Source organism: Pseudomonas sp. NFACC02, assembly GCF_900110765.1.
GTDB lineage: Bacteria > Pseudomonadota > Gammaproteobacteria > Pseudomonadales > Pseudomonadaceae > Aquipseudomonas.
The window spans coordinates 281,488-299,130 of the sequence record NZ_FOEO01000003.1 but is presented as its reverse complement, the minus strand read 5'-3'; the positions used below and the strand labels follow the sequence as shown (position 1 = coordinate 299,130).

General features: G+C 60.7%; 17 protein-coding genes. 11 read left to right on the top strand and 6 right to left on the bottom strand.

Annotation, left to right across the window (positions count from 1 at the left end; all coding sequences use genetic code 11):
* Positions 1-29: 29 nt before the first annotated feature.
* On the bottom strand, positions 30-2,222 hold the full coding sequence (locus BMY73_RS05055; protein WP_256570820.1) for a PQQ-dependent dehydrogenase, methanol/ethanol family: 2,193 nt from the start codon (positions 2,220-2,222) through the stop codon (positions 30-32).
* A gap of 440 nt (positions 2,223-2,662) precedes the next feature.
* Here BMY73_RS05055 and BMY73_RS05050 point away from each other — a divergent pair, with 440 nt between their 5' ends.
* The 5 genes from BMY73_RS05050 (at position 2,663) to BMY73_RS05030 (ending at position 7,706) form a co-directional block, all read left to right on the top strand.
* The gene (locus tag BMY73_RS05050; protein WP_062382311.1) at positions 2,663-3,310 is read left to right on the top strand and encodes a paraquat-inducible protein A; all 648 of its coding nucleotides are present in this window, start codon (positions 2,663-2,665) and stop codon (positions 3,308-3,310) included.
* Positions 3,307-3,921, top strand: a complete 615-nt coding sequence (locus BMY73_RS05045) for a paraquat-inducible protein A (protein WP_062382310.1) — start codon at positions 3,307-3,309, stop codon at positions 3,919-3,921. Before BMY73_RS05050 ends, BMY73_RS05045 begins: the two co-directional genes overlap by 4 nt.
* Positions 3,914-5,596 carry a PqiB family protein gene (locus BMY73_RS05040; RefSeq protein ID WP_062382309.1) on the top strand — a complete coding sequence of 561 codons (1,683 nt, stop codon included), beginning with the start codon at positions 3,914-3,916 and terminating at the stop codon, positions 5,594-5,596. Before BMY73_RS05045 ends, BMY73_RS05040 begins: the two co-directional genes overlap by 8 nt.
* A complete protein-coding gene (locus BMY73_RS05035) occupies positions 5,593-6,204 on the top strand; it encodes a PqiC family protein (protein WP_092405451.1) in 612 nt (203 codons plus the stop codon). Before BMY73_RS05040 ends, BMY73_RS05035 begins: the two co-directional genes overlap by 4 nt.
* A 209-nt stretch (positions 6,205-6,413) precedes the next feature.
* Positions 6,414-7,706, top strand: a complete 1,293-nt coding sequence (locus BMY73_RS05030; RefSeq protein ID WP_218190144.1) for an amidase — start codon at positions 6,414-6,416, stop codon at positions 7,704-7,706.
* A 108-nt stretch (positions 7,707-7,814) separates the two neighbouring features.
* Here BMY73_RS05030 and araH read toward each other — a convergent pair whose 3' ends face one another.
* The 5 genes from araH to BMY73_RS05005 all read right to left on the bottom strand — a co-directional run bounded on the left by araH (position 7,815) and on the right by BMY73_RS05005 (position 13,262).
* Positions 7,815-8,780: an L-arabinose ABC transporter permease AraH gene (araH, locus tag BMY73_RS05025; protein WP_062382306.1), complete on the bottom strand. Its 966-nt coding sequence runs from the start codon at positions 8,778-8,780 to the stop codon at positions 7,815-7,817.
* Positions 8,781-8,821: 41 nt separating this feature from the next.
* Positions 8,822-10,351, bottom strand: coding sequence for an L-arabinose ABC transporter ATP-binding protein AraG (gene araG, locus BMY73_RS05020; protein WP_092405445.1), 1,530 nt, complete (start codon positions 10,349-10,351; stop codon positions 8,822-8,824).
* 93 nt (positions 10,352-10,444) lie between these two features.
* Entirely contained in the window at positions 10,445-11,449 is a 1,005-nt protein-coding gene (locus BMY73_RS05015; protein ID WP_092405443.1) for a substrate-binding domain-containing protein, read from the bottom strand.
* A 163-nt stretch (positions 11,450-11,612) separates the two neighbouring features.
* The gene (locus BMY73_RS05010) at positions 11,613-12,491 is read right to left on the bottom strand and encodes an SMP-30/gluconolactonase/LRE family protein (RefSeq protein ID WP_092405441.1); all 879 of its coding nucleotides are present in this window, start codon (positions 12,489-12,491) and stop codon (positions 11,613-11,615) included.
* 78 nt (positions 12,492-12,569) lie between these two features.
* On the bottom strand, positions 12,570-13,262 hold the full coding sequence (locus tag BMY73_RS05005; protein ID WP_092405439.1) for a FadR/GntR family transcriptional regulator: 693 nt from the start codon (positions 13,260-13,262) through the stop codon (positions 12,570-12,572).
* A gap of 312 nt (positions 13,263-13,574) precedes the next feature.
* Between BMY73_RS05005 and BMY73_RS05000 the strand changes: the two genes are divergently transcribed.
* From BMY73_RS05000 to BMY73_RS04975, 6 genes are all read left to right on the top strand, one after another.
* Positions 13,575-14,717: an aldose epimerase family protein gene (locus BMY73_RS05000; protein WP_092405437.1), complete on the top strand. Its 1,143-nt coding sequence runs from the start codon at positions 13,575-13,577 to the stop codon at positions 14,715-14,717.
* Between the two features lie 250 nt (positions 14,718-14,967).
* A complete protein-coding gene (locus BMY73_RS04995) occupies positions 14,968-15,192 on the top strand; it encodes a DUF6555 family protein (protein WP_062382299.1) in 225 nt (74 codons plus the stop codon).
* A 472-nt stretch (positions 15,193-15,664) separates the two neighbouring features.
* Positions 15,665-15,985 carry a YXWGXW repeat-containing protein gene (locus tag BMY73_RS04990; RefSeq protein ID WP_092405435.1) on the top strand — a complete coding sequence of 107 codons (321 nt, stop codon included), beginning with the start codon at positions 15,665-15,667 and terminating at the stop codon, positions 15,983-15,985.
* Positions 15,986-16,092: 107 nt separating this feature from the next.
* Positions 16,093-16,701, top strand: a complete 609-nt coding sequence (locus BMY73_RS04985) for an RNA polymerase sigma factor (protein WP_092405433.1) — start codon at positions 16,093-16,095, stop codon at positions 16,699-16,701.
* Positions 16,698-17,132 carry a hypothetical protein gene (locus BMY73_RS04980; protein ID WP_092405431.1) on the top strand — a complete coding sequence of 145 codons (435 nt, stop codon included), beginning with the start codon at positions 16,698-16,700 and terminating at the stop codon, positions 17,130-17,132. The genes BMY73_RS04985 and BMY73_RS04980 overlap by 4 nt, the downstream gene beginning before the upstream one ends.
* Positions 17,129-17,602: a periplasmic heavy metal sensor gene (locus BMY73_RS04975; RefSeq protein WP_175500133.1), complete on the top strand. Its 474-nt coding sequence runs from the start codon at positions 17,129-17,131 to the stop codon at positions 17,600-17,602. The genes BMY73_RS04980 and BMY73_RS04975 overlap by 4 nt, the downstream gene beginning before the upstream one ends.
* Positions 17,603-17,643 lie beyond the last annotated feature (41 nt).

The window sequence follows — 17,643 nt, the reverse complement described above, 5'->3', positions numbered from 1 at the left end:
CTTGTCCCGCGCCTACAGGTGAATGTCGTTTACTGGGTGGTGGCGGTCCTGGCCGACGCCATTTCCTTCTTCAGGTCGTTGGCGCGCTTGATGATGTATTGATGCACCAGTTCAACTTCGTCCGGACTGAGCTCACCGGCAAAGGACGGCATGCCGTCATTGACCCGCCCGCCGTAGACGATCCCAAGGAACATCTGGTGGTTTTCCTTGCTGAGCATGCGCAGGTCCGGCAACACGCCGCCGCTGATCGCGTTGATGCCGTGGCAGGTGTCGCAATGGCCGTTGAACAGCGCTCGGCCCTTGTCCACCTGCTCGGTGGTGCCGGTGAACGCGGGAGGATCGACCTTGCGATCAGCGTATTTGTACTTGAGGTCCGGCAGTTTCGCCGTGCCACCCAGCTTGTAGGTCAGCACCTGCGCGTTGGGCTTGACCCCGGCACGCAGTGACAGCGCACCGGCGAAGGTCGAAAACGCCCCGCCCCAACCCGCCATGAACGTCACGTATTGCTCGCCGTCCACCTCGTAGGTCACAGGCCCTGCCATCACACCGGTATTGGCGGGCTGCTCCCACAGCACCTTGCCCTTGTCCGCCGAATAGGCGACCACCCGACCATCCGCCGTGCCCTCGAACAGCAGGTTGCCCGCGGTGCTCAAGGTGCCGCCATTGAAGATTGTCGAGTACGGCACTTCCCAGCGCGCTTCCTGCTTGAGCGGGTCCCAGGCGATCAGCTTGCCGCTCCAGGTGTCCGCCAGTTTGCGCAGGCCATCCGGGTCTTCCGGCATCATCCCGGTGTTGACCTGCAGCTGGTACATGCTCTTGAACTTCTTGCGCGGCGGTTGGCCTTCGACGTCCTGATACAGGGCCGACATGATGTGCGCCGGGATGTAGACCAGACCGGTTTGCGGGTTATAGGACATCGGCTGCCAGTCATGGGCACCCCAGAACGCCGGTTGCACCAGCAGCGCTTTCCTCTCGGGATCGCGCCAGTAGACGGCGGCCTTCTCATCCACAATCGGTCGGCCGGTCTTCATGTCGACACCCGTGGCCCAGTTGATCGGCACGATGTTCTTCGCCGACAGCAATTCGCCGGTCTTGCGGTCGATGACGTAAAAGAAACCGTTTTTCGGCGACTGCATCAGCACCTGACGCATCTTGCCGTCGATCTTCAGGTCGGCGAGCATGATGTGGGCGGTCGCGGTGAAGTCCCACGCATCGCCCGGCGTGGTCTGGTAATGCCAGACGTACTCGCCGTTGTCCGGGTTGATCGCAACGATGGAGGACAGAAACAGGTTGTCGCCCTTGCCTTCAGAACGCAGCCTGGGGTTCCACGACGAAGCGTTACCCACGCCGATGTACAGCAGATTGAGTTGCGGGTCGTAGGACATGGAGTCCCAGACGGTACCGCCACCGCCCTGCTCGACGAACTTGTCGCCAAACCAGGTTTTGCTGGCAATCTCCATGGCCTTGTTTTCCGGGGGCAGTTTCGGGTCGCCCGGCACCGTGAAGAAGCGCCAGTCCTGCTTCCCTGTCTCTGCGTCGTAAGCGGTGATGTAACCGCGCACGCCGTATTCGGCCCCGCCATTGCCGATGATGACCTTGCCCTTCACGACCCGCGGCGCGCCGGTGATGGTAATGGAGCGGTCCGGGCTGGTTCGGGTGTCTACCGACCAGACCTTTTGTCCGGTTTTGGCGTCGATGGCTTCAAGTCGCCCATCCAGCACCCCCACGAATACTTTGCCGTTCCACACCGCCACGCCGCGATTCACGGCATCACAACAGGCTTCGCCCGCACGGTTGCGGTCCGAATGAGGGTCGTATTTCCACAGCAGTTTTCCGTTGCGGGCGTCCAGCGCATAGACCACCGAGAACGGCCCGGTGGTGTACATCACGCCGTCCACCACAATGGGTGTGGCCTCGACGCCGCGGTCGATATCCAGCTTGTAAGACCAGGCCAGGCCTAGCCCGCTTACATTCTGGTCGTTGATTTTCTTCAACGGACTGAAACGCTGCTCGTCGTAGGTCCGCCCGTGGCTCATCCAGTTGCCCGGCTCCTGATCGGCGGCGCTGATACGCGCACCGTCGACAGCGGCCGGCAATCCGGCGGCCTGACTTGGGGCGATGAAGCAGTCCTGGGACACGAAAACGACACCCAGCGCGAGGGCGCTGACAAACAGGCGGGGCGGCATGCCGCCAAAGCGAAGGTGCTGGCCAGATCGGTTCATGTGGCTCTCCGTTCTTATTAGAACCGGGCGCTTGTGTGCCCCGGCTTGATCCGGAAAGAGCAAGCGCTGTGCCACGCCCGTGAAACGTCGACTTTTCAGCCAGTTATGTCGATTGCCACGCGCACAGCGCCCCGCAGTCGCGCTACACTTGTCGCGTTTTGGGGGACACACGCTGCAACAGATCCGGGGTGGGCGCGACACTCAATGGGCTTTGATCCCGATTGTTTTTCGATACTGTATGACCACTGCCGAACCCGATGCTGGCATTGTGGTCAATCTCTCATTCGAACCCTCATCAGCGTGCTGTTCATGACCTCAGTCCTCCGTGACACAAACGCGTATGACGCCGCGCGCCTTGCGTGCGCGGTACCCCACTCAAGCACGCTATGCTGCAAAGCCGAACTATCGTGAACACGTCCACCCCGCCAACGATGGCCACAATGACCGACCGTGCTGCGACCGATATCCCGTCGCCTCTGGAGGATCCCGCTCAGTGGATCATCTGCGAGCACTGCGATTCGCTCTATCAGGCTCAATCCCTGAACAAGGGCGAGGCAGCGTATTGCCTGCGGTGTGCTGCCCTGCTTGACCGCGGGCACCGCATGACCATTGAACAGATGCTGGCGCTGAGCATTGCCGCGGGCATTCTGTTTATTTTCGCCAATGTATTTCCCGTCATCAGCATCAGCATGCAGGGGCTGTACAACGAGGTGACCTTGTGGGGATCGGTAGAGGCCCTCGCCCAAGGACAGATCACCCTGATCGCGCTGGTTGCGGGCCTGGCAATCATCCTGGCCCCGGCTTTGCAGATCGCCCTGCTGTTCTGGGTACTGGTCCATGCTCATCGCAATGAAATCGCGCCGGGCTTCAAGACCTGCATGCGCACGCTTGAGCACCTGCGCCCGTGGAGCATGCTCGAGGTCTGCCTGCTCGGCATTCTGGTGGCGATCGTCAAGCTTGCCGGCATGCTCGACGTCCACCCCGGCGTGGGCCTGTGGGCCATGGCGATGTTGATGGTGCTGATCGTGCTGATCGCCGGCAAGGACATCCGCCGGCTGTGGGACGAGTTGGGGGTGGAGCCCGAATGAACGGCATCCCTTTTGCCCGTGAGCATAACGTTACCCTCTGCCATGTGTGCAGCTATGTCTGCCCGCAGGACGCTCACGAGTGCCCGCGTTGCGACTCCGCCGTGCACCGGCGCAAACCCAACAGCCTGATCCGCACGTGGGCCTTCCTGATTGCCGGGCTGATTTTCTACATTCCGGCGAACACCCTGCCGGTGATGTTCACGACGCTGCTGGGCAGCGCCAGTGAAAACACCATCATGAGCGGTGTGATCGAGTTCGCTGAAGGCGGCTCCTGGGATATCGCCATCCTGATTTTCGTCGCCAGCGTGCTGGTGCCCTGCATCAAGTTTCTGGTGCTGGGGACGCTGTTGATTACCTGCCAGCGCCGCAGCCAGTGGGCCATGCGCGAACGGTCACGGCTTTATCGCTTCATCGAGTTGATCGGCTACTGGTCGATGCTCGACGTGTTGGTGGTCGCCCTCGTTGCCGCGCTGGTTCAGTTTCGCGGGCTCAGCACCATCGAGCCACGGCTGGGCATCCTGTTCTTTGGTTTAGTGGTGGTCATGACGATGTTGGCCGCCATGAGTTTCGATCCCCGGCTCATCTGGGACGCAGAGGTTGAAGATGTCTGATAACACCCTACCCCCATCAGCGCCCACACCTGTGCGACCGCAGGTCAAGGCGCGCAAGGCACGCATTTCACTGGTCTGGCTGGTGCCGATCGTTGCCGGTGTCATCGGGCTTTCGATGGTCATCCATGACTTCCTCAACGTCGGCCCCAAGGTCGTGGTCAGTTTTCAGACCGCCGAAGGTCTGGAAGCCAAGAAGACGCAAGTCAAATACAAGAACGTGGTGATCGGCACCGTCACGGACATTTCCTTGAGCGACGACCGTACACACGTTCTGGCGACCATTGAACTGAACCAGTCGGCTGCGCCGTTCACCCGCGCAGACTCCCAATATTGGGTGGTACGTCCGCGCATTGGCGCGCACGGCATCTCCGGAGTCGACACATTGCTGTCCGGCGCATTCATCGGCGCCGACGCGGGCAGCTCGGAGAAGACCGAGAAGAACTTTACCGGCCTTGAGAATCCGCCGCCGGTGACCTTCGGCGAGAAAGGCAAACGCTTCATCCTGCACACTGACGATCTGGGTTCTCTCGACATCGGTTCGCCCATCTACTTCCGTCGCATTCAGGTTGGCCAGGTCGTCGCGTACGAACTCGCCAAGGACGGCAAAGGCGTCGATGTCGAGATTTTCATCAACTCGCCCAATGACAAGTACGTGCTCGACGACTCGCGCTTCTGGAATGCCAGCGGTGTTGATGTCACCGTAGGCGCGGCCGGCCTGAAAGTGTCGACACAGTCGTTGACCTCCATCATTTCCGGCGGCATCGCGTTCCGTGAGCCCAAGTACAGTCCCGACGCCAAGCCCGCCGAGGCGAATGCCGAATTCAAGCTCTTCGAAGACCAGGCCACCGCCCTGGCGCCCCCGGACGGCGAGCCCAAGTACATCCGCATGCGCTTCAACCAGTCCCTGCGCGGCCTGGTGGTCAATGCACCCGTGGATTTTCTCGGCGTGAACATTGGTCGAGTGGTGTCCGTCGACCTGGACTATGACGCGGCCACCGGCACCTTCCCGGGCGTGGTGGGCGCCGTCATCTACCCGCAACGCCTCGGGGCGGCCAACGATAAACTCAAAGAGCAGGCCGGCGGCGGCACTGAAGAGGAACAGACTTCGCGCATTCTTGGCCGTTTCGTGGAACGCGGGCTCCGCGCTCAAGTACGCACCGGTAATCTGCTCACCGGCCAGCTTTATATAGCGATGGATTTTGATCCGAAAGCCCCGAAAATCGCTTACAACGCCAAGGCTCGCCCGCTGGAGATACCGACGGTGGGCGGCAGCTTCGACAAGCTGCAAGAACAGTTGCAGGCATTCGTTGACAAGCTGGGCAAGATTCCGATCGATGAACTGGCAAGCAACCTGAACGGCAGTCTGGTTGAACTGCAAAAAACCATGAAGCAGGTCAACAGCGACATCCTTCCGCAAATGCGCGGCACCCTGCAGCAAGCGCAGAAAACCATCGGCACCGCCAATTCGGCCTTCTCCGAAGATTCACCCGCGCGCCAGCAGTTGGGTCAGGCGATGGAGGAAGTCCAGCGTACGGCCCGCTCGGTGCGCGTGCTGACCGACTTCCTCAGCCGCCATCCTGAGTCGCTGATCCGTGGCCGCGCCGGCGACGCGGCCCCCGGCTCGTACAAAGGTCCTTCCTCTTCCCGTGAAATCGCTCCGGAGCCTGCCCAATGACCGTGCGCAAACATTTGTTGACCCTGGCCTGCGTGTTGAGCCTTGGCGCCTGTTCGTCGACGCCGACGCATTACTACACCCTGATTGCCCCCGTCACCCAGGCACCGGCGAACGTCGCGCAAGCGCCTTTCCAGTTCGAGATGCAGCCGGTGCTGATGGCCGTGCAAGTGGATCAGCCGCCGCTGGTGGTTCGCCAGGGCGATGGCAGTCTGGCCATTCTGGAAAACGAGCGCTGGGGCGCGCCCTTGGGTGATGAGTTCCACGACGCGCTAACCGGAGACCTGGAACGACGGTTTGGTTCCCGCGACCTGGCGGGCCTGCCCAAGCAGAACGACGAGCCGGTATTGTCGGTGCGCACCGATGTCAGACGCTTTGAATCGGTGCTCGACCATTACGCAATGATCGACGTGGTCTGGAACCTCAGCTTGCGCAGCAGCGGCAGCAAGCGACAGACGCTGACCTGCAGCAGTGTCATTCGCCAGCCGGCCGGAATCGGTATGGAGAATCTGGTGCTGGCGCATCAGAAGGCCGTGGCGAGTCTGGCTGACGCCATTGCCAAAACCGCGATTGAATGGGCGCGTCAATCCATTTCCCGGTGCCCTTCCTGATACACCGCATGTTCCAGGTGAACGACACGGCAGATGCTGCTGCGAGAGGGGGCTCGATACCGTTCACTGAGAAGCACCGACACTCGCGCAAGCGTCGGCAAGGTCGACTTTTTCAGCTCTAAACCTTGCTGACTTCACCTCGCCCAGGTGTACAACCCAACGGACCCTGGGGCATGATCCGGACACCGTCAGCCCCTCTGGACAGTCCCGTGCCTCTCGCCCGCCATGACCTTTCCCGCCTCAGTGCCAGCGCCGCTGCCCGGCTGCTTCAACGCCGCGAACTGACCGCGCAGGCACTGCTCGGCGCCTGCCTTGAGCGTATTCGCCAGGCGGAACCTGACATCCTCGCCTGGCGCCAGTACGACGCCGAACGCGCGATGGACCAGGCGCGAACGCTGGACAACGGCCCGCTGCGAGGCCCCTTGCATGGCCTACCGCTGGGGGTCAAAGACCTGTTTGACACACGGGACTTTCCTTCCGGCTACGGCTCGCCCATCTACGCTCACCACCAGCCCGCGCATGACGCCGCCGCTGTCGCGCTGTGTCGGGAAGCCGGGGCCATCGTCGTGGGGAAGACGGTCACCACGGAGTTCGCGACATTTACACCTGGCCCGACGCGCAATCCGCACAATCGCGCCCATACGCCCGGCGGATCGTCGAGCGGTTCGGCCGCCGCCGTGGCCGCACACATGGTGCCGCTTGCGTTGGGTACGCAAACCGCCGCGTCGGTGATTCGACCGGCTGCCTATTGCGGGATCGTAGGCTTCAAACCGAGCTTTGGTCTGATTCCGCGTGCCGGCGTCAAGAGCCTGAGCGAGTCGCTTGACACCGTCGGAGGGTTCGGTCGCAGTGTCGACGACGTTGCCTTGTTGACCTCGGTAATGGCCAACGCCCCGCAATGGCGTCAACTGCCCCAGGATGCCCGACCGCGCATCGGCGTATGCCGTACACCGCACTGGAACACCGCCAGCCCGGCCGCGCAGCAGGCGTTCGAGGCTACTGTCAGGCGGTTGATCAAGGCAGGCGTGCGCGTGATCGATGTCACGCTCACCGACGCCGTCTGCGCCCTGACAGACGTGCATGACGAAGTCATGTGTGCCGAGGCGTTCAAAGCGTTGGCGGATGAACGGCTGAACCACCTGGATCAGTTGAGTGAGCGTCTGAAGACGATGCTGGAGCGTGGGTCACGGGTGACGTTCGAAGACAGCCTGAGACACCGCGCTCAAGTAGCTTCGGCGCGTCATCAGATGGGACGAGGGTTCGTCGATTACGACCTGCTACTGACGCCCAGCGCTTGCGGTGAAGCCGAACAGGGCCTGGAGCGCACTGGCGACCCGGTGTTCTCGCGGATCTGGAGTCTGCTGGGATTGCCGAGCCTGAATCTACCGGTGGGTTTCGGCCCGCAGGGCCTGCCATTGGGCGTGCAGTTGATCGGCCCGGCAATGAGCGACACCGCAACGTTGGCGTTTTGCGCGTGGATCGAGCAAAGCCTCAACGCGTAGAGTGCCCTGGCGCGCGCTTGCTCGCGAGCGCATTCTTTCAGACATTGTGTTGAGGTATCTGAAATCACGCATCGCGGGCAAGCGCGCTGTTACCGTTCGCGGCCCGGCTTAACGACGTTTCATCCTGTCGATGATCACCGCCAGCAACAGGATGGTGCCGCGAATCACGTATTGATAAAAGGTGTCGATGTTCTTCAGGTTCATGGCGTTTTCAATGATCGCCAGAATCAGCACGCCGGCAATCACGTGACGAATCATGCCGATGCCGCCGCTCAGTGATACTCCGCCGAGGACGCAGGCCGATATCACCGTCAGCTCGAAACCCTGACCGACCATTGGCTGCCCGGACGTCATGCGTGAGGCCAGCACCACACCCGCCAGCGCACCGATGACACCATGCACGACGAAGATGATGATCTTGGTGCGATCAACATGCACGCCCGCCAGCAAGGCCGCTTCCTGGTTGCCACCGATGGCCAGCGTGTTGCGACCGTAGGTGGTGTAATTGAGCAGCCAGCCGAAGAACACGAAGCAGACGACCGTGATGAGAATCGGCACCGGAACGCCGAACAACTGGCCATTACCAAACACGAAGAAGGATTCATCACCGACGCCGACGGCTTTGCCGTTGGAGAAGATGTAAGCCAGCCCGCGAACGATCTGCATGGTTGCCAGCGTCGTGATCAGCGCATTGATGCGCAGCTTGGCGATCACGATGCCGTTGATCAGGCCCACCACCAGCCCCATCGCCAGCGCCGCAGAGACGCCAAGAAACACGCTGTCGGTGTCACGAATAACGATGGCCGCGATGACCCCGGAACAGGCCAGCACCGACCCGACCGACAGGTCGAAATGCCCGGAGGCCAGGCAATACAGCATTGTGCAGGCAGCAATCCCGACCGTGGAAATCGCCAGGCCCAGGCCGCGCATGTTCAGCGGGGACATGAAGTTGTCGATCAGCAAGGCACAGAGCACGAAGATGCCCAGTGCAGCCAGGAGCATGGCCCAGTCGTCGAAGAATCGACGCATGTTCATGCCTTGGCGGGGAGCCGTGAGGCTGGTTTCGGTAGACATACGCACCTCGTTTTTATTTTTCACTGTCGTGACCAGATTGTTCAGCCGCGTGTGCGCGGCAGTGCCAATTGCAACAGCCGTTGTTCGTTGGCCTCGTCGCGAGAAAGCTCGCCGGTGATGGCGCCTTCGCTCATGACCAGAATGCGGTCGGAAATACCCATGACTTCCATCAGATCGCTGGAGACCACGATGACCGCGATGCCGTCGGCGGCCAGGTTATGGATGATCTGGTAGATCTCGGATTTGGCGCCGATATCGATGCCACGCGTCGGCTCGTCCAGCAGCAGGACCTTCATCGGCATCGAGAGCCACCGACCAAGAATGGCCTTCTGCTGATTGCCGCCCGAGAGAAACAGCATTTGCTGTTCCGGCGAGGGCGTCTTGACGTTCATCGAGCGGATCTGACCCTTGGCGTTTTCGCGCTCCCATTTGCCCTGAATCAGGCAACCCAGATGCACATGCCGTGGCCGCGCGCCGATATTGATGTTCTCGGCGACGCTGGAAAGCGGCACGATGCCTTCCTTCTTGCGGTCCTCGGGGCACAGCAGAATCCCGGCATCGATAGCGTCGCGTGGCGAGCGCAGGTTCAGCGGTTGCCCCTCTAGTTGCAAGGTGCCAGCCTGACTGCGAGTGAGGCCCGACAACATACGGAACAGTTCGGTCCGGCCCGCGCCGACCAGCCCGAAAAACCCCAGCACTTCGCCCTTCTGCACCGCGAAACTTGCCGGCTCCTGAAGACCCGGACCCAACAGACCTGTCACGCGCAGACTCGGCCCGTGATGCTGACGTGGACGGTAGTTGTAGATGTCCTGAATGTCGCGCCCGACCATGCAGGTCACCAGCCGGTCGTGATCCAGTTCGGCCATGTCGTCGAAGGTGCGCACGAAGCGACCGTCCTTGAACACGGTCACGGCATCGCAGACGCGGAAGATTTCTTCCATGCGATGGGACACGTAGAGGATGACCCGCCCTTCGTCGCGCAGCTTGACGATGATCGACATCAGGCGGTCAATCTCGCGCGCCGACAGGCTGCTGGTGGGTTCGTCGAAGGCGATGACGTGGGCGTTGCGCGACATGGCCTTGGCGATTTCCACCAGTTGCCGCTGACCCAGCGACAGATCACCCAGGCGCGTCCCCGGGTCGATCTCGTCCGCCAACCCTTTGAGCAGCTCACGGGCGCGGCGCATCATTGCGCGGCGATTGACCATCCCCCAGCGGTTGGGCATGTGCCCGAGGAGCAGGTTTTCGGCCACCGACATTTCCGGGACCAGATGCAGCTCCTGATGGATGACTGCCACGCCAGCGGCAATGCTGTCGGCCGTGGACTTGAACGCCAGATGTTCGTCGCCGATCTGCAGGTCGCCACTGTTGGGCTGATACGAACCGCCGAGGATCTTCAGCAGCGTCGACTTGCCCGCGCCGTTCTCGCCCATGAGCGCATGCACGCTGCCTGGCCGAGCTTCAAAATTGATGTCCGACAGGGCCTTCACGCCGGGAAAGGTTTTGCCGATCCCGTTGAAGCGCAGGCTGCCGACGTGCTGCGTGTGTTGTTGAACCGATGCCTGTTGCATGAACCACCTCCACCTCGCTCCACCCTTCCAGGCGCGGAACGAGGTCGTGCAGATATCCGCCTGAATTCCAGGCGTCCCGACTCGACTGCTGCGTTACTTGTACAGACCGATTTTGGTCAGCACGTCCTTGAAGTTGGCGCGGGTGATCAGCGTCACGTCGTCCATGGCGGTGTATTTCGCAGGTTCCTTGCCGGTGGTGACCCACTCGTACATTTGCAGGGCGGTGTTGTAGCCCTCTTTGTCCGGGCTAGGCAGCATCGAGCCGAAGAAGCCGCTTTCCTTTTTCTTCAGTTCATCGATGGCGTCGGTGCCGTTGATGCCGATACCGATCACGTTGGCCGGGGCGAAGCCCGCGCCTGCGGTGGCGCGCACGCCCCCAAGAACGGTGTTGTCGTTCATACCGCCGATGATCAGGTTTTTGGCGCCACTTGGCAGCTTGGGCAACGCTGCGTTGGTGGCGTCCATGCTGCCGGGTACGTCGAGGGTTTTCTGCGGCGTAAACAGGATGTGGTCTGCCGGCAGGCCGGCCTTCTTCAACGCATCGACAGAGCCGTCAGTGCGCTTCTTGCCGGTGTCCAGTTCTTCATAGGTGTTGATGATCGCGTAGGTTTCTTTCCAGTCCCACTTGCGATTCTGCGCTTCTGCAGCCATCGCCGCGCCCTGTTTCTGGCCGACTTCGAACGCCGCCATGCCCAGGTACGGCACGTCTTCCATGAACTTGCCCTTGGCGTCGACGAAGCGATCGTCCACCGCCATCACTTTCATGTCGTTGGCCTTGGCTTTGGCAACGATGGACGGGCCGAGGGAAACATCAGGCGGGCAGATGACAAAACCCTTTACGCCATTGGCGGCCAGGCTGTCGATGGCGGAGAGGGTTTTCTCGCCGTCCGGTACGGCAATCTTGATCACTTCGAAACCGTGATCCTTACCCGCCTTTTCCGCGAAGGCCCACTCGGTCTGGAACCATGGCTCTTCAGCCTGCTTGACCAGAAATCCGATTTTGACCTTGTCGGCAGCGGATACACCGCCGCTCACGCCCAGAATGGCGGTGGCAACAGCGGCACAGCACAGGGAACGAATCCCGTGGCGACTCAACATAGCTAACTCCTTATTTTTATTGACTAGCTACAGCGTCCAGCAGTGAGTGTCGGGACGCACCAAACCGTTTCCGGTAGGGGCGTCGATCGACTGAAAACAGTCATATCATATTATCAATGACGTCTATGTAACCGAGTGTCACACCCCTCCAGCGGCCTGACGTTCAACCGGAAAAACGATGAGAAGTCAGTCCTTCGATGCCCGTTTCAACGCTGATCACACAGCCGTCCAGATCGAGCGCATCGGTAGCAGGTCTGGCACTGGTGACAAACAATGTGGTCCGCTCGGGTCCGCCGAACACGCAACTGGTGGGATGGCTCACCGGGACGTCAACGATGCGGTCGACGGTGCCATCCGGCGCAAATCGAATGAGACACTGCCCGCCCCAGCGGGCGTTCCAGACATAGCCCTGAGCATCCATGGCGGAGCCGTCAGGCACGCCACGTTCGTGTTGCGGCGCCCATACAGCACGCTCGCCCAGCGCTCCATCGGCCCGAACCGGATAGCGATAAATCACCCCGTCGAGGCTGTCGGCGCTGAGCAGCGCGCGGTCATCCTCGGTCCAGAGCAGGGTGTTGACGATACCTTGCCCATCGAGCAACGGCGTGACACGGGCATCGGCGTCAACCCGATAAATCCCGCCGGAGCGCCGCTCCAGCGGCAGGTCGCCGCCCTCGGCATCCAGATTGTTCTGCATGGTGCCCAGCCACAGCCGGCCATAGCGGTCACAACGCGCTTCGTTGGCACGATTGCCTGAAGTCGGGTCGGCGACGCACAGCCGCGAAAACCCGGGGTGATCGGCGGGAGAGTCGAGGTCAAGCCGATAGACGCCGCTCGCCAGCGTGACCAGCGCATCGCCTCGAACAGTGGGAATGAAAGCAGACACCGGCTCGTTGAACTGCCAGTGGCGCACATGCCCTTGATGCAGGCGCAGTGCGCGGAATCCGGCGATGTCGACCCAATACAGCGCTTGATCGACGTCATCCCAGAACGGCCCTTCGGCCAGTTTGAATTGCAGGTCACAGACCGGCTGCCACTTCATAACAAATGTCCTGTTTTTATTCTTGTCAGGGGTCATGCCCCTTCTTATGTACTGACCTGGTGTACTGACCTTGAACGCTTAATGCGCCAGCGAGCGCGAGATCACCTCACAGGCGTTTTCGATCAGACTCATGCACGCCCACACGCCGCGCGCCGCGTCCCGCGTGGCAATCGCGTCGGCCAGATCCTTGTGCAACGGCAACGTTCTGCCCAACTCCCCCGGCACGGCCGAGGACACCTCGAATGAAATCGCCAACAGTGCGCCAAGCGCCGGCAGCATCTGCTCGATGAACTGGTTGTGACTGGCCGCCAACACCGCTTCGTGAAAACACTGATCGGCATGGTTGTAGTCACCCTTGTCCTCAACGCTGGCCTCCAGCACCCGATACGCCGCCTGAATCTCGGCAATCTGCTGCGGTGTCGCGCGCTCACACGCCCATCGCACGGCCATGGGTTCAATGGCACGGCGCAGGTCGAGCAGGTCCATCACGAAGCTGGCGGGCAAGCCTTTGGCCGCCAGCCAACCGACCACCTGCGGATCGAACAGGTTCCAGTTGCGCACCGGCAAAACCCGCGTCCCCACTTTCGGGCCGACTTCCAGCATGCCCTTGGCGACCAGAGTCTTGATGGCTTCACGGATGACCGTACGGCTCACTCCAAACTCTTCACCCAATGCCGCCTCGACCTTCAACGACTGCCCTGCCCCCACATTGCCTTGAGCAATCCAGGCGCCAAGGCGGTCTACAGTCGACGCGTGAAAACTGCTGCTCATTCAACCACCCCTACTCGCGGTGCTGCCCGCGAATCGAGGCTAATCATCATATGATTGAGAGTCAAACGCCTGTACAACCCGGAAAAGCCCGGCTAAACCTGTTCGGCAAATCACACCCTGATCACCAAGCCTCAATAGTATTACAATTTATTTTTAAATCGAGTGCTTTTGATCTATAAATCGATAAATTCGAATCTAATCCAACGAATAGTATTACGAATTCAGGGCTGATTGCCTCGCGGCAAGGCGACTCTCCTTGCGTAGGGTGCGTGCAGCCTGTGCAGTTCCTACAACAACAAAAGGAAGGACGTAATGAGGAAGACACTGATCCCTGCTATTGGACTCTCACTGCTCGCAGGAGCCCTTCAGGTGAATGCTGCCGGGCTGTCCGCGGACCACGCCGCATTCGGTAAGATGCCGGATGGCACCACGGTCGAGAAATACACCCTGCGCAACAGCCTTGGCATGCAAGCCACCGTCATCACCTACGGAGGCACCCTGCAGTCGCTGCTGGTCCCGGACAAACACGGGAAGACCGAGGACGTCGTATTGGGTTTCGATGACCTGGACAGCTACCTCAAAGGCACCTCCTTCTTCGGCGCCACCATCGGCCGCTTCGGCAACCGCCTGGCAGAGGGCAAATTCACGCTCGATGGCACGCCCTATCAGGTCCCGCAGAACGACAAGACCAATGCCTTGCACGGCGGCCCGAAGGGCTTCGACAAGCAGATCTGGAAGGCTGAACAAATCAAGGACAAGGGTTGGGTCGGCGTCAAGCTGACCTACGTGTCGGCCGACGGTGAAATGGGCTTCCCCGGCACGCTGAAAACCGAAGTGACCTACAGCCTCAACGAGAAGAACGAGCTGCGCATTCAGTACCACGCCACCACCGACAAGCCGACGGTCCTGAACCTGACCAACCACAGCTACTTCAACCTGGCGGGTGCCGGCAATGGCGACATCCTCGACCAGGTAGCGATGATCAAGGCGTCGCATTACACCCCGGTGAACGCCAAACTGATCCCTACAGGCGAATTGCCGCCCGTGGCCGGTACGCCGCTGGATTTCCTCAAGCCCACCGCCATCGGCAAGCGCATCCGTGAAGATAACGAACAGTTGAAATTCGCCGAACCGACTCAAGGCGGGTATGACCATAACTGGGTGCTGGACACCCACGGCAAGGTGTCGGCATTGGCGGCTGAAGTGGTCGATCCGAAATCCGGGCGTCACCTGCAGCTGTTCACCAGCGAGCCCGGCGTACAGTTCTATACCGGCAACTTCCTGGACGGCACCGTGAAAGGCAAAGGCGGGAAGATCTACCCGCACTGGGGGGCCTTCACCCTGGAAACCCAACACTATCCGGACTCACCGAACCAGAAGGGATTCCCTTCGACGCGTCTTGATCCTGGCAAGGCCTATACCCAGACCACCGTGTTCAAGTTCGTCAACAAGTAGGACGCGCTCGGCATTCGCCACGCAGTGCGTGGCGAATGCCTGGTCCGCGCTTTGGCCGTCGGCAACCTCCGTCCGCATGCAGGCTCAGCGCTCAACACTGCGACCCGTCCATTCGCCCACATGCCTGGCCGCGCCTCCCCGCGTCTGTACGCTGCGCAACCGTTTGGCACCCGAGGCATTATTTCGAGTGAATTTTCCGAACAGCAGGGACTCACTGAACTGTGAGCGACTGATAGGGAGGTTTGCAAGCGTGGCACAGTACAAGCACTTCAGAATCGATTATCTGCTGCATGGCAAGTACAAAAGCTTCTACATCAGCGCCGAAGCCATGGATAACGCATCCGCCTGGCATTGGGCCTCCGTAGACGCAGGGTTCGGGCAGATACCGAAATACCGGTCGGACAAAGTGCCGAAAGTGAGCAAACCCAAGGCCGAGCAACTCGGGCTGACGGATGTTGAGTGGGCCGAATCCTGACAGCGGCTCAGCACGGGGCAGAGCTTACCGTTCTGCCCCGCCATTACAGGCCTCTGGAAACTGGAACGTGTTGCGGACCTGTGAGGCGAACCTACCCACGACGTGATCAAGCGTCACTGTACCCACCTCTTTTATCCACCTCAGCCCCCTTTTACCGACCCATTTTCTGACAATTGGCGCACTGCATCGGTGCCATTGATAGAACTGATCATTAAACGATCATTACGATTCAGCCCTTGAATTTTATGGCGTGCAGCCAGTTATCCACAGAGATATTCACGCTTTTCGTGGACAACTTTTTGAACGATATTTCGTTGACTTTCAAGGACTACCCGGCGTAGCGCCGCCTTGAAAAAACCTGAAAGAATCGCCAGGCATAAAAATCCCCCTCCTCGCGCGACGGATATTCGCCAACGCAGCGTTAAACCCGTCAGCTGCACTCACTTTCGCGTGCAGGCATGAAGGAGTTGTCATGAGAGTCCCACGATCTCTGGCGAAATTACGCCATGTCCTGATCATTCCGCTCGCGTTCGCCGCGCTGGCCAGCACAACGGTCTACGCGAGAACCGAAGTCATCATTCAGCAAGCACCTCCTCCCGTGCGCATGGAGCCCATTCCGGGGCCGCGTCCCGGTTATGCATGGGACCGGGGGCACTGGCGCTGGCAAGGCCGGGGTTATGCCTGGGTTCCAGGTCACTGGCAACCAGTGTGGCGAAATGCGCGTTGGGAGCCCGGACACTGGGAAGCGCGAGGCCCCAACTGGTACTGGATAGAAGGTCGCTGGATCCGCTGAACCAATGGCGGAATTGCGGTCTGTAGTTACAGAATATTTCAGACCACCCTTCCGCCAGCCCCTTCATCGGGTCAGGCTGCCCAGTCACCGGACCGAGACACGCCATATTGAACGACACTGATCCGGACATTGAGTTGTTGGCCCGCGTCGGCAACAACGAACCGGAGGCGGTAAAAGAGATGGTGTCGCGCAAGTTGCCGCGCGTGCTCGCGCTGGCTGGCCGACTGCTGGGCGATGCCGAAGAAGCACGTGACGTCGCTCAGGAAAGCTTCCTGAGGATCTGGAAAAATGCGGCCAGTTGGCGAAGTGGCCAGGCCCGATTCGACACCTGGCTGCATCGCGTCGCGCTGAACCTGTGTTACGACCGTTTGCGACGTCGACGAGAGCGACCGCTGGACGCCATCGCCCTGGAGGACGAGCAGCCGATCGAAGCGGTCGACGGTTCACCGTCACCCGAAGACCAGTTGCTGCATCGGGCGCAAAATGCACAGTTGGCTGCGGCGTTGGCTGCATTACCCGAACGTCAGCGTGAGGCCATCGTGCTGCAGTACTACCAGGAATTCTCGAACATCGAAGCGGCGGCGCTGATGGAAATCAGCGTCGAAGCACTGGAAAGTCTGCTCTCGCGAGCGAGGCGAAATTTGCGCAGTTACTTAGCCGAGTCCGACCGTACCCGCTCAGCCGATACGGTCACACCAGGGAGAGGAAATCGATGACGCCCGAACGTTTTGCCCAGTTGGCCGACGCCTATGGCGCCAACCTCAACCACTGGCCCGAAGCCGTACGCGAGGACGCACGCAGACTGATTGCGACAGGCGACTCTCGCGTGCGCGTCGCGCTGGACCAGGCGGCCTGGCTCGATAAGCGACTGGATACCCATCAGGCGGCACAACCGGATGTACTGCTGATGCAAAAGATCGTCGCCTCGGCGTTTGCAGTGGAGCGTCGTTCGTTCTGGGCGCGCTATTCAAACTGGCTGCCGCGTATGGGCTTTGTCGGCGTGGGCCTGGCCGGCATCGCGGCCGGCATGCTGGTGGTCTCCCTCAGCCTGCCATTGACGGGCACACCCGATGTACTCCCGAGCGTTTTCGACCATGGCGATGCCGACCTGATGCTTAGCCTCGATGTCGGGGAAAACGAGCAATGATGCAATCGCCGAAACGTTTGAAAACACTGCTGGTGGTGTCGCTGCTGATCAATGTCTTTCTGATTGGCGGCATCATCGGCGGGCTCTACACGTGGTCCACTCATCCGCGACCAACGGGTGCCGGGGTGCAGCATGGGTTACGTCAGGCGCTCGCCAGGCTACCCGACGCACGCCGTCAGCAGCTGCGCCACATGCTGCGAGAAATCCGCACGGAAAACCAGCGACTGGTCGTTGCCAGTCGCCAGGCGCATCTGGACGTCATCCACCGCCTGCAGGCGCCCACGCTGGATCGCGATGCGCTGGACGCCGATCTGGACCGTGCGCGCACCGCCGACATCACGTTGCGGACACGCGTCGATGCCACGCTGGCGGATTTCGCCGCCACGCTGCCTGCGGACGAAAGACAGACGCTGGCCCAGGCGTTGGCGGCCCGTCGCCACATCACAGTCCAAAAAGTCATGAGCGACTGAAACGCAGCGACGGATTTTTCGCGCTGCCGCGTTAAACCCTT

What these genes read in the sequence shown, in the direction of transcription:
- BMY73_RS05055 (WP_256570820.1), bottom strand. Translation starts at nt 2,222, where the DNA reads ATGAACCGATCTGGCCAGCACCTTCGCTTTGGCGGCATGCCGCCCCGC.
- BMY73_RS05050 (WP_062382311.1), top strand. Translation starts at nt 2,663, where the DNA reads ATGACCGACCGTGCTGCGACCGATATCCCGTCGCCTCTGGAGGATCCC.
- BMY73_RS05045 (WP_062382310.1), top strand. Translation starts at nt 3,307, where the DNA reads ATGAACGGCATCCCTTTTGCCCGTGAGCATAACGTTACCCTCTGCCAT.
- BMY73_RS05040 (WP_062382309.1), top strand. Translation starts at nt 3,914, where the DNA reads ATGTCTGATAACACCCTACCCCCATCAGCGCCCACACCTGTGCGACCG.
- BMY73_RS05035 (WP_092405451.1), top strand. Translation starts at nt 5,593, where the DNA reads ATGACCGTGCGCAAACATTTGTTGACCCTGGCCTGCGTGTTGAGCCTT.
- araH (WP_062382306.1), bottom strand. Translation starts at nt 8,780, where the DNA reads ATGTCTACCGAAACCAGCCTCACGGCTCCCCGCCAAGGCATGAACATG.
- araG (WP_092405445.1), bottom strand. Translation starts at nt 10,351, where the DNA reads ATGCAACAGGCATCGGTTCAACAACACACGCAGCACGTCGGCAGCCTG.
- BMY73_RS05015 (WP_092405443.1), bottom strand. Translation starts at nt 11,449, where the DNA reads ATGTTGAGTCGCCACGGGATTCGTTCCCTGTGCTGTGCCGCTGTTGCC.
- BMY73_RS05010 (WP_092405441.1), bottom strand. Translation starts at nt 12,491, where the DNA reads ATGAAGTGGCAGCCGGTCTGTGACCTGCAATTCAAACTGGCCGAAGGG.
- BMY73_RS05005 (WP_092405439.1), bottom strand. Translation starts at nt 13,262, where the DNA reads ATGAGCAGCAGTTTTCACGCGTCGACTGTAGACCGCCTTGGCGCCTGG.
- BMY73_RS05000 (WP_092405437.1), top strand. Translation starts at nt 13,575, where the DNA reads ATGAGGAAGACACTGATCCCTGCTATTGGACTCTCACTGCTCGCAGGA.
- BMY73_RS04990 (WP_092405435.1), top strand. Translation starts at nt 15,665, where the DNA reads ATGAGAGTCCCACGATCTCTGGCGAAATTACGCCATGTCCTGATCATT.
- BMY73_RS04980 (WP_092405431.1), top strand. Translation starts at nt 16,698, where the DNA reads ATGACGCCCGAACGTTTTGCCCAGTTGGCCGACGCCTATGGCGCCAAC.
- BMY73_RS04975 (WP_175500133.1), top strand. Translation starts at nt 17,129, where the DNA reads ATGATGCAATCGCCGAAACGTTTGAAAACACTGCTGGTGGTGTCGCTG.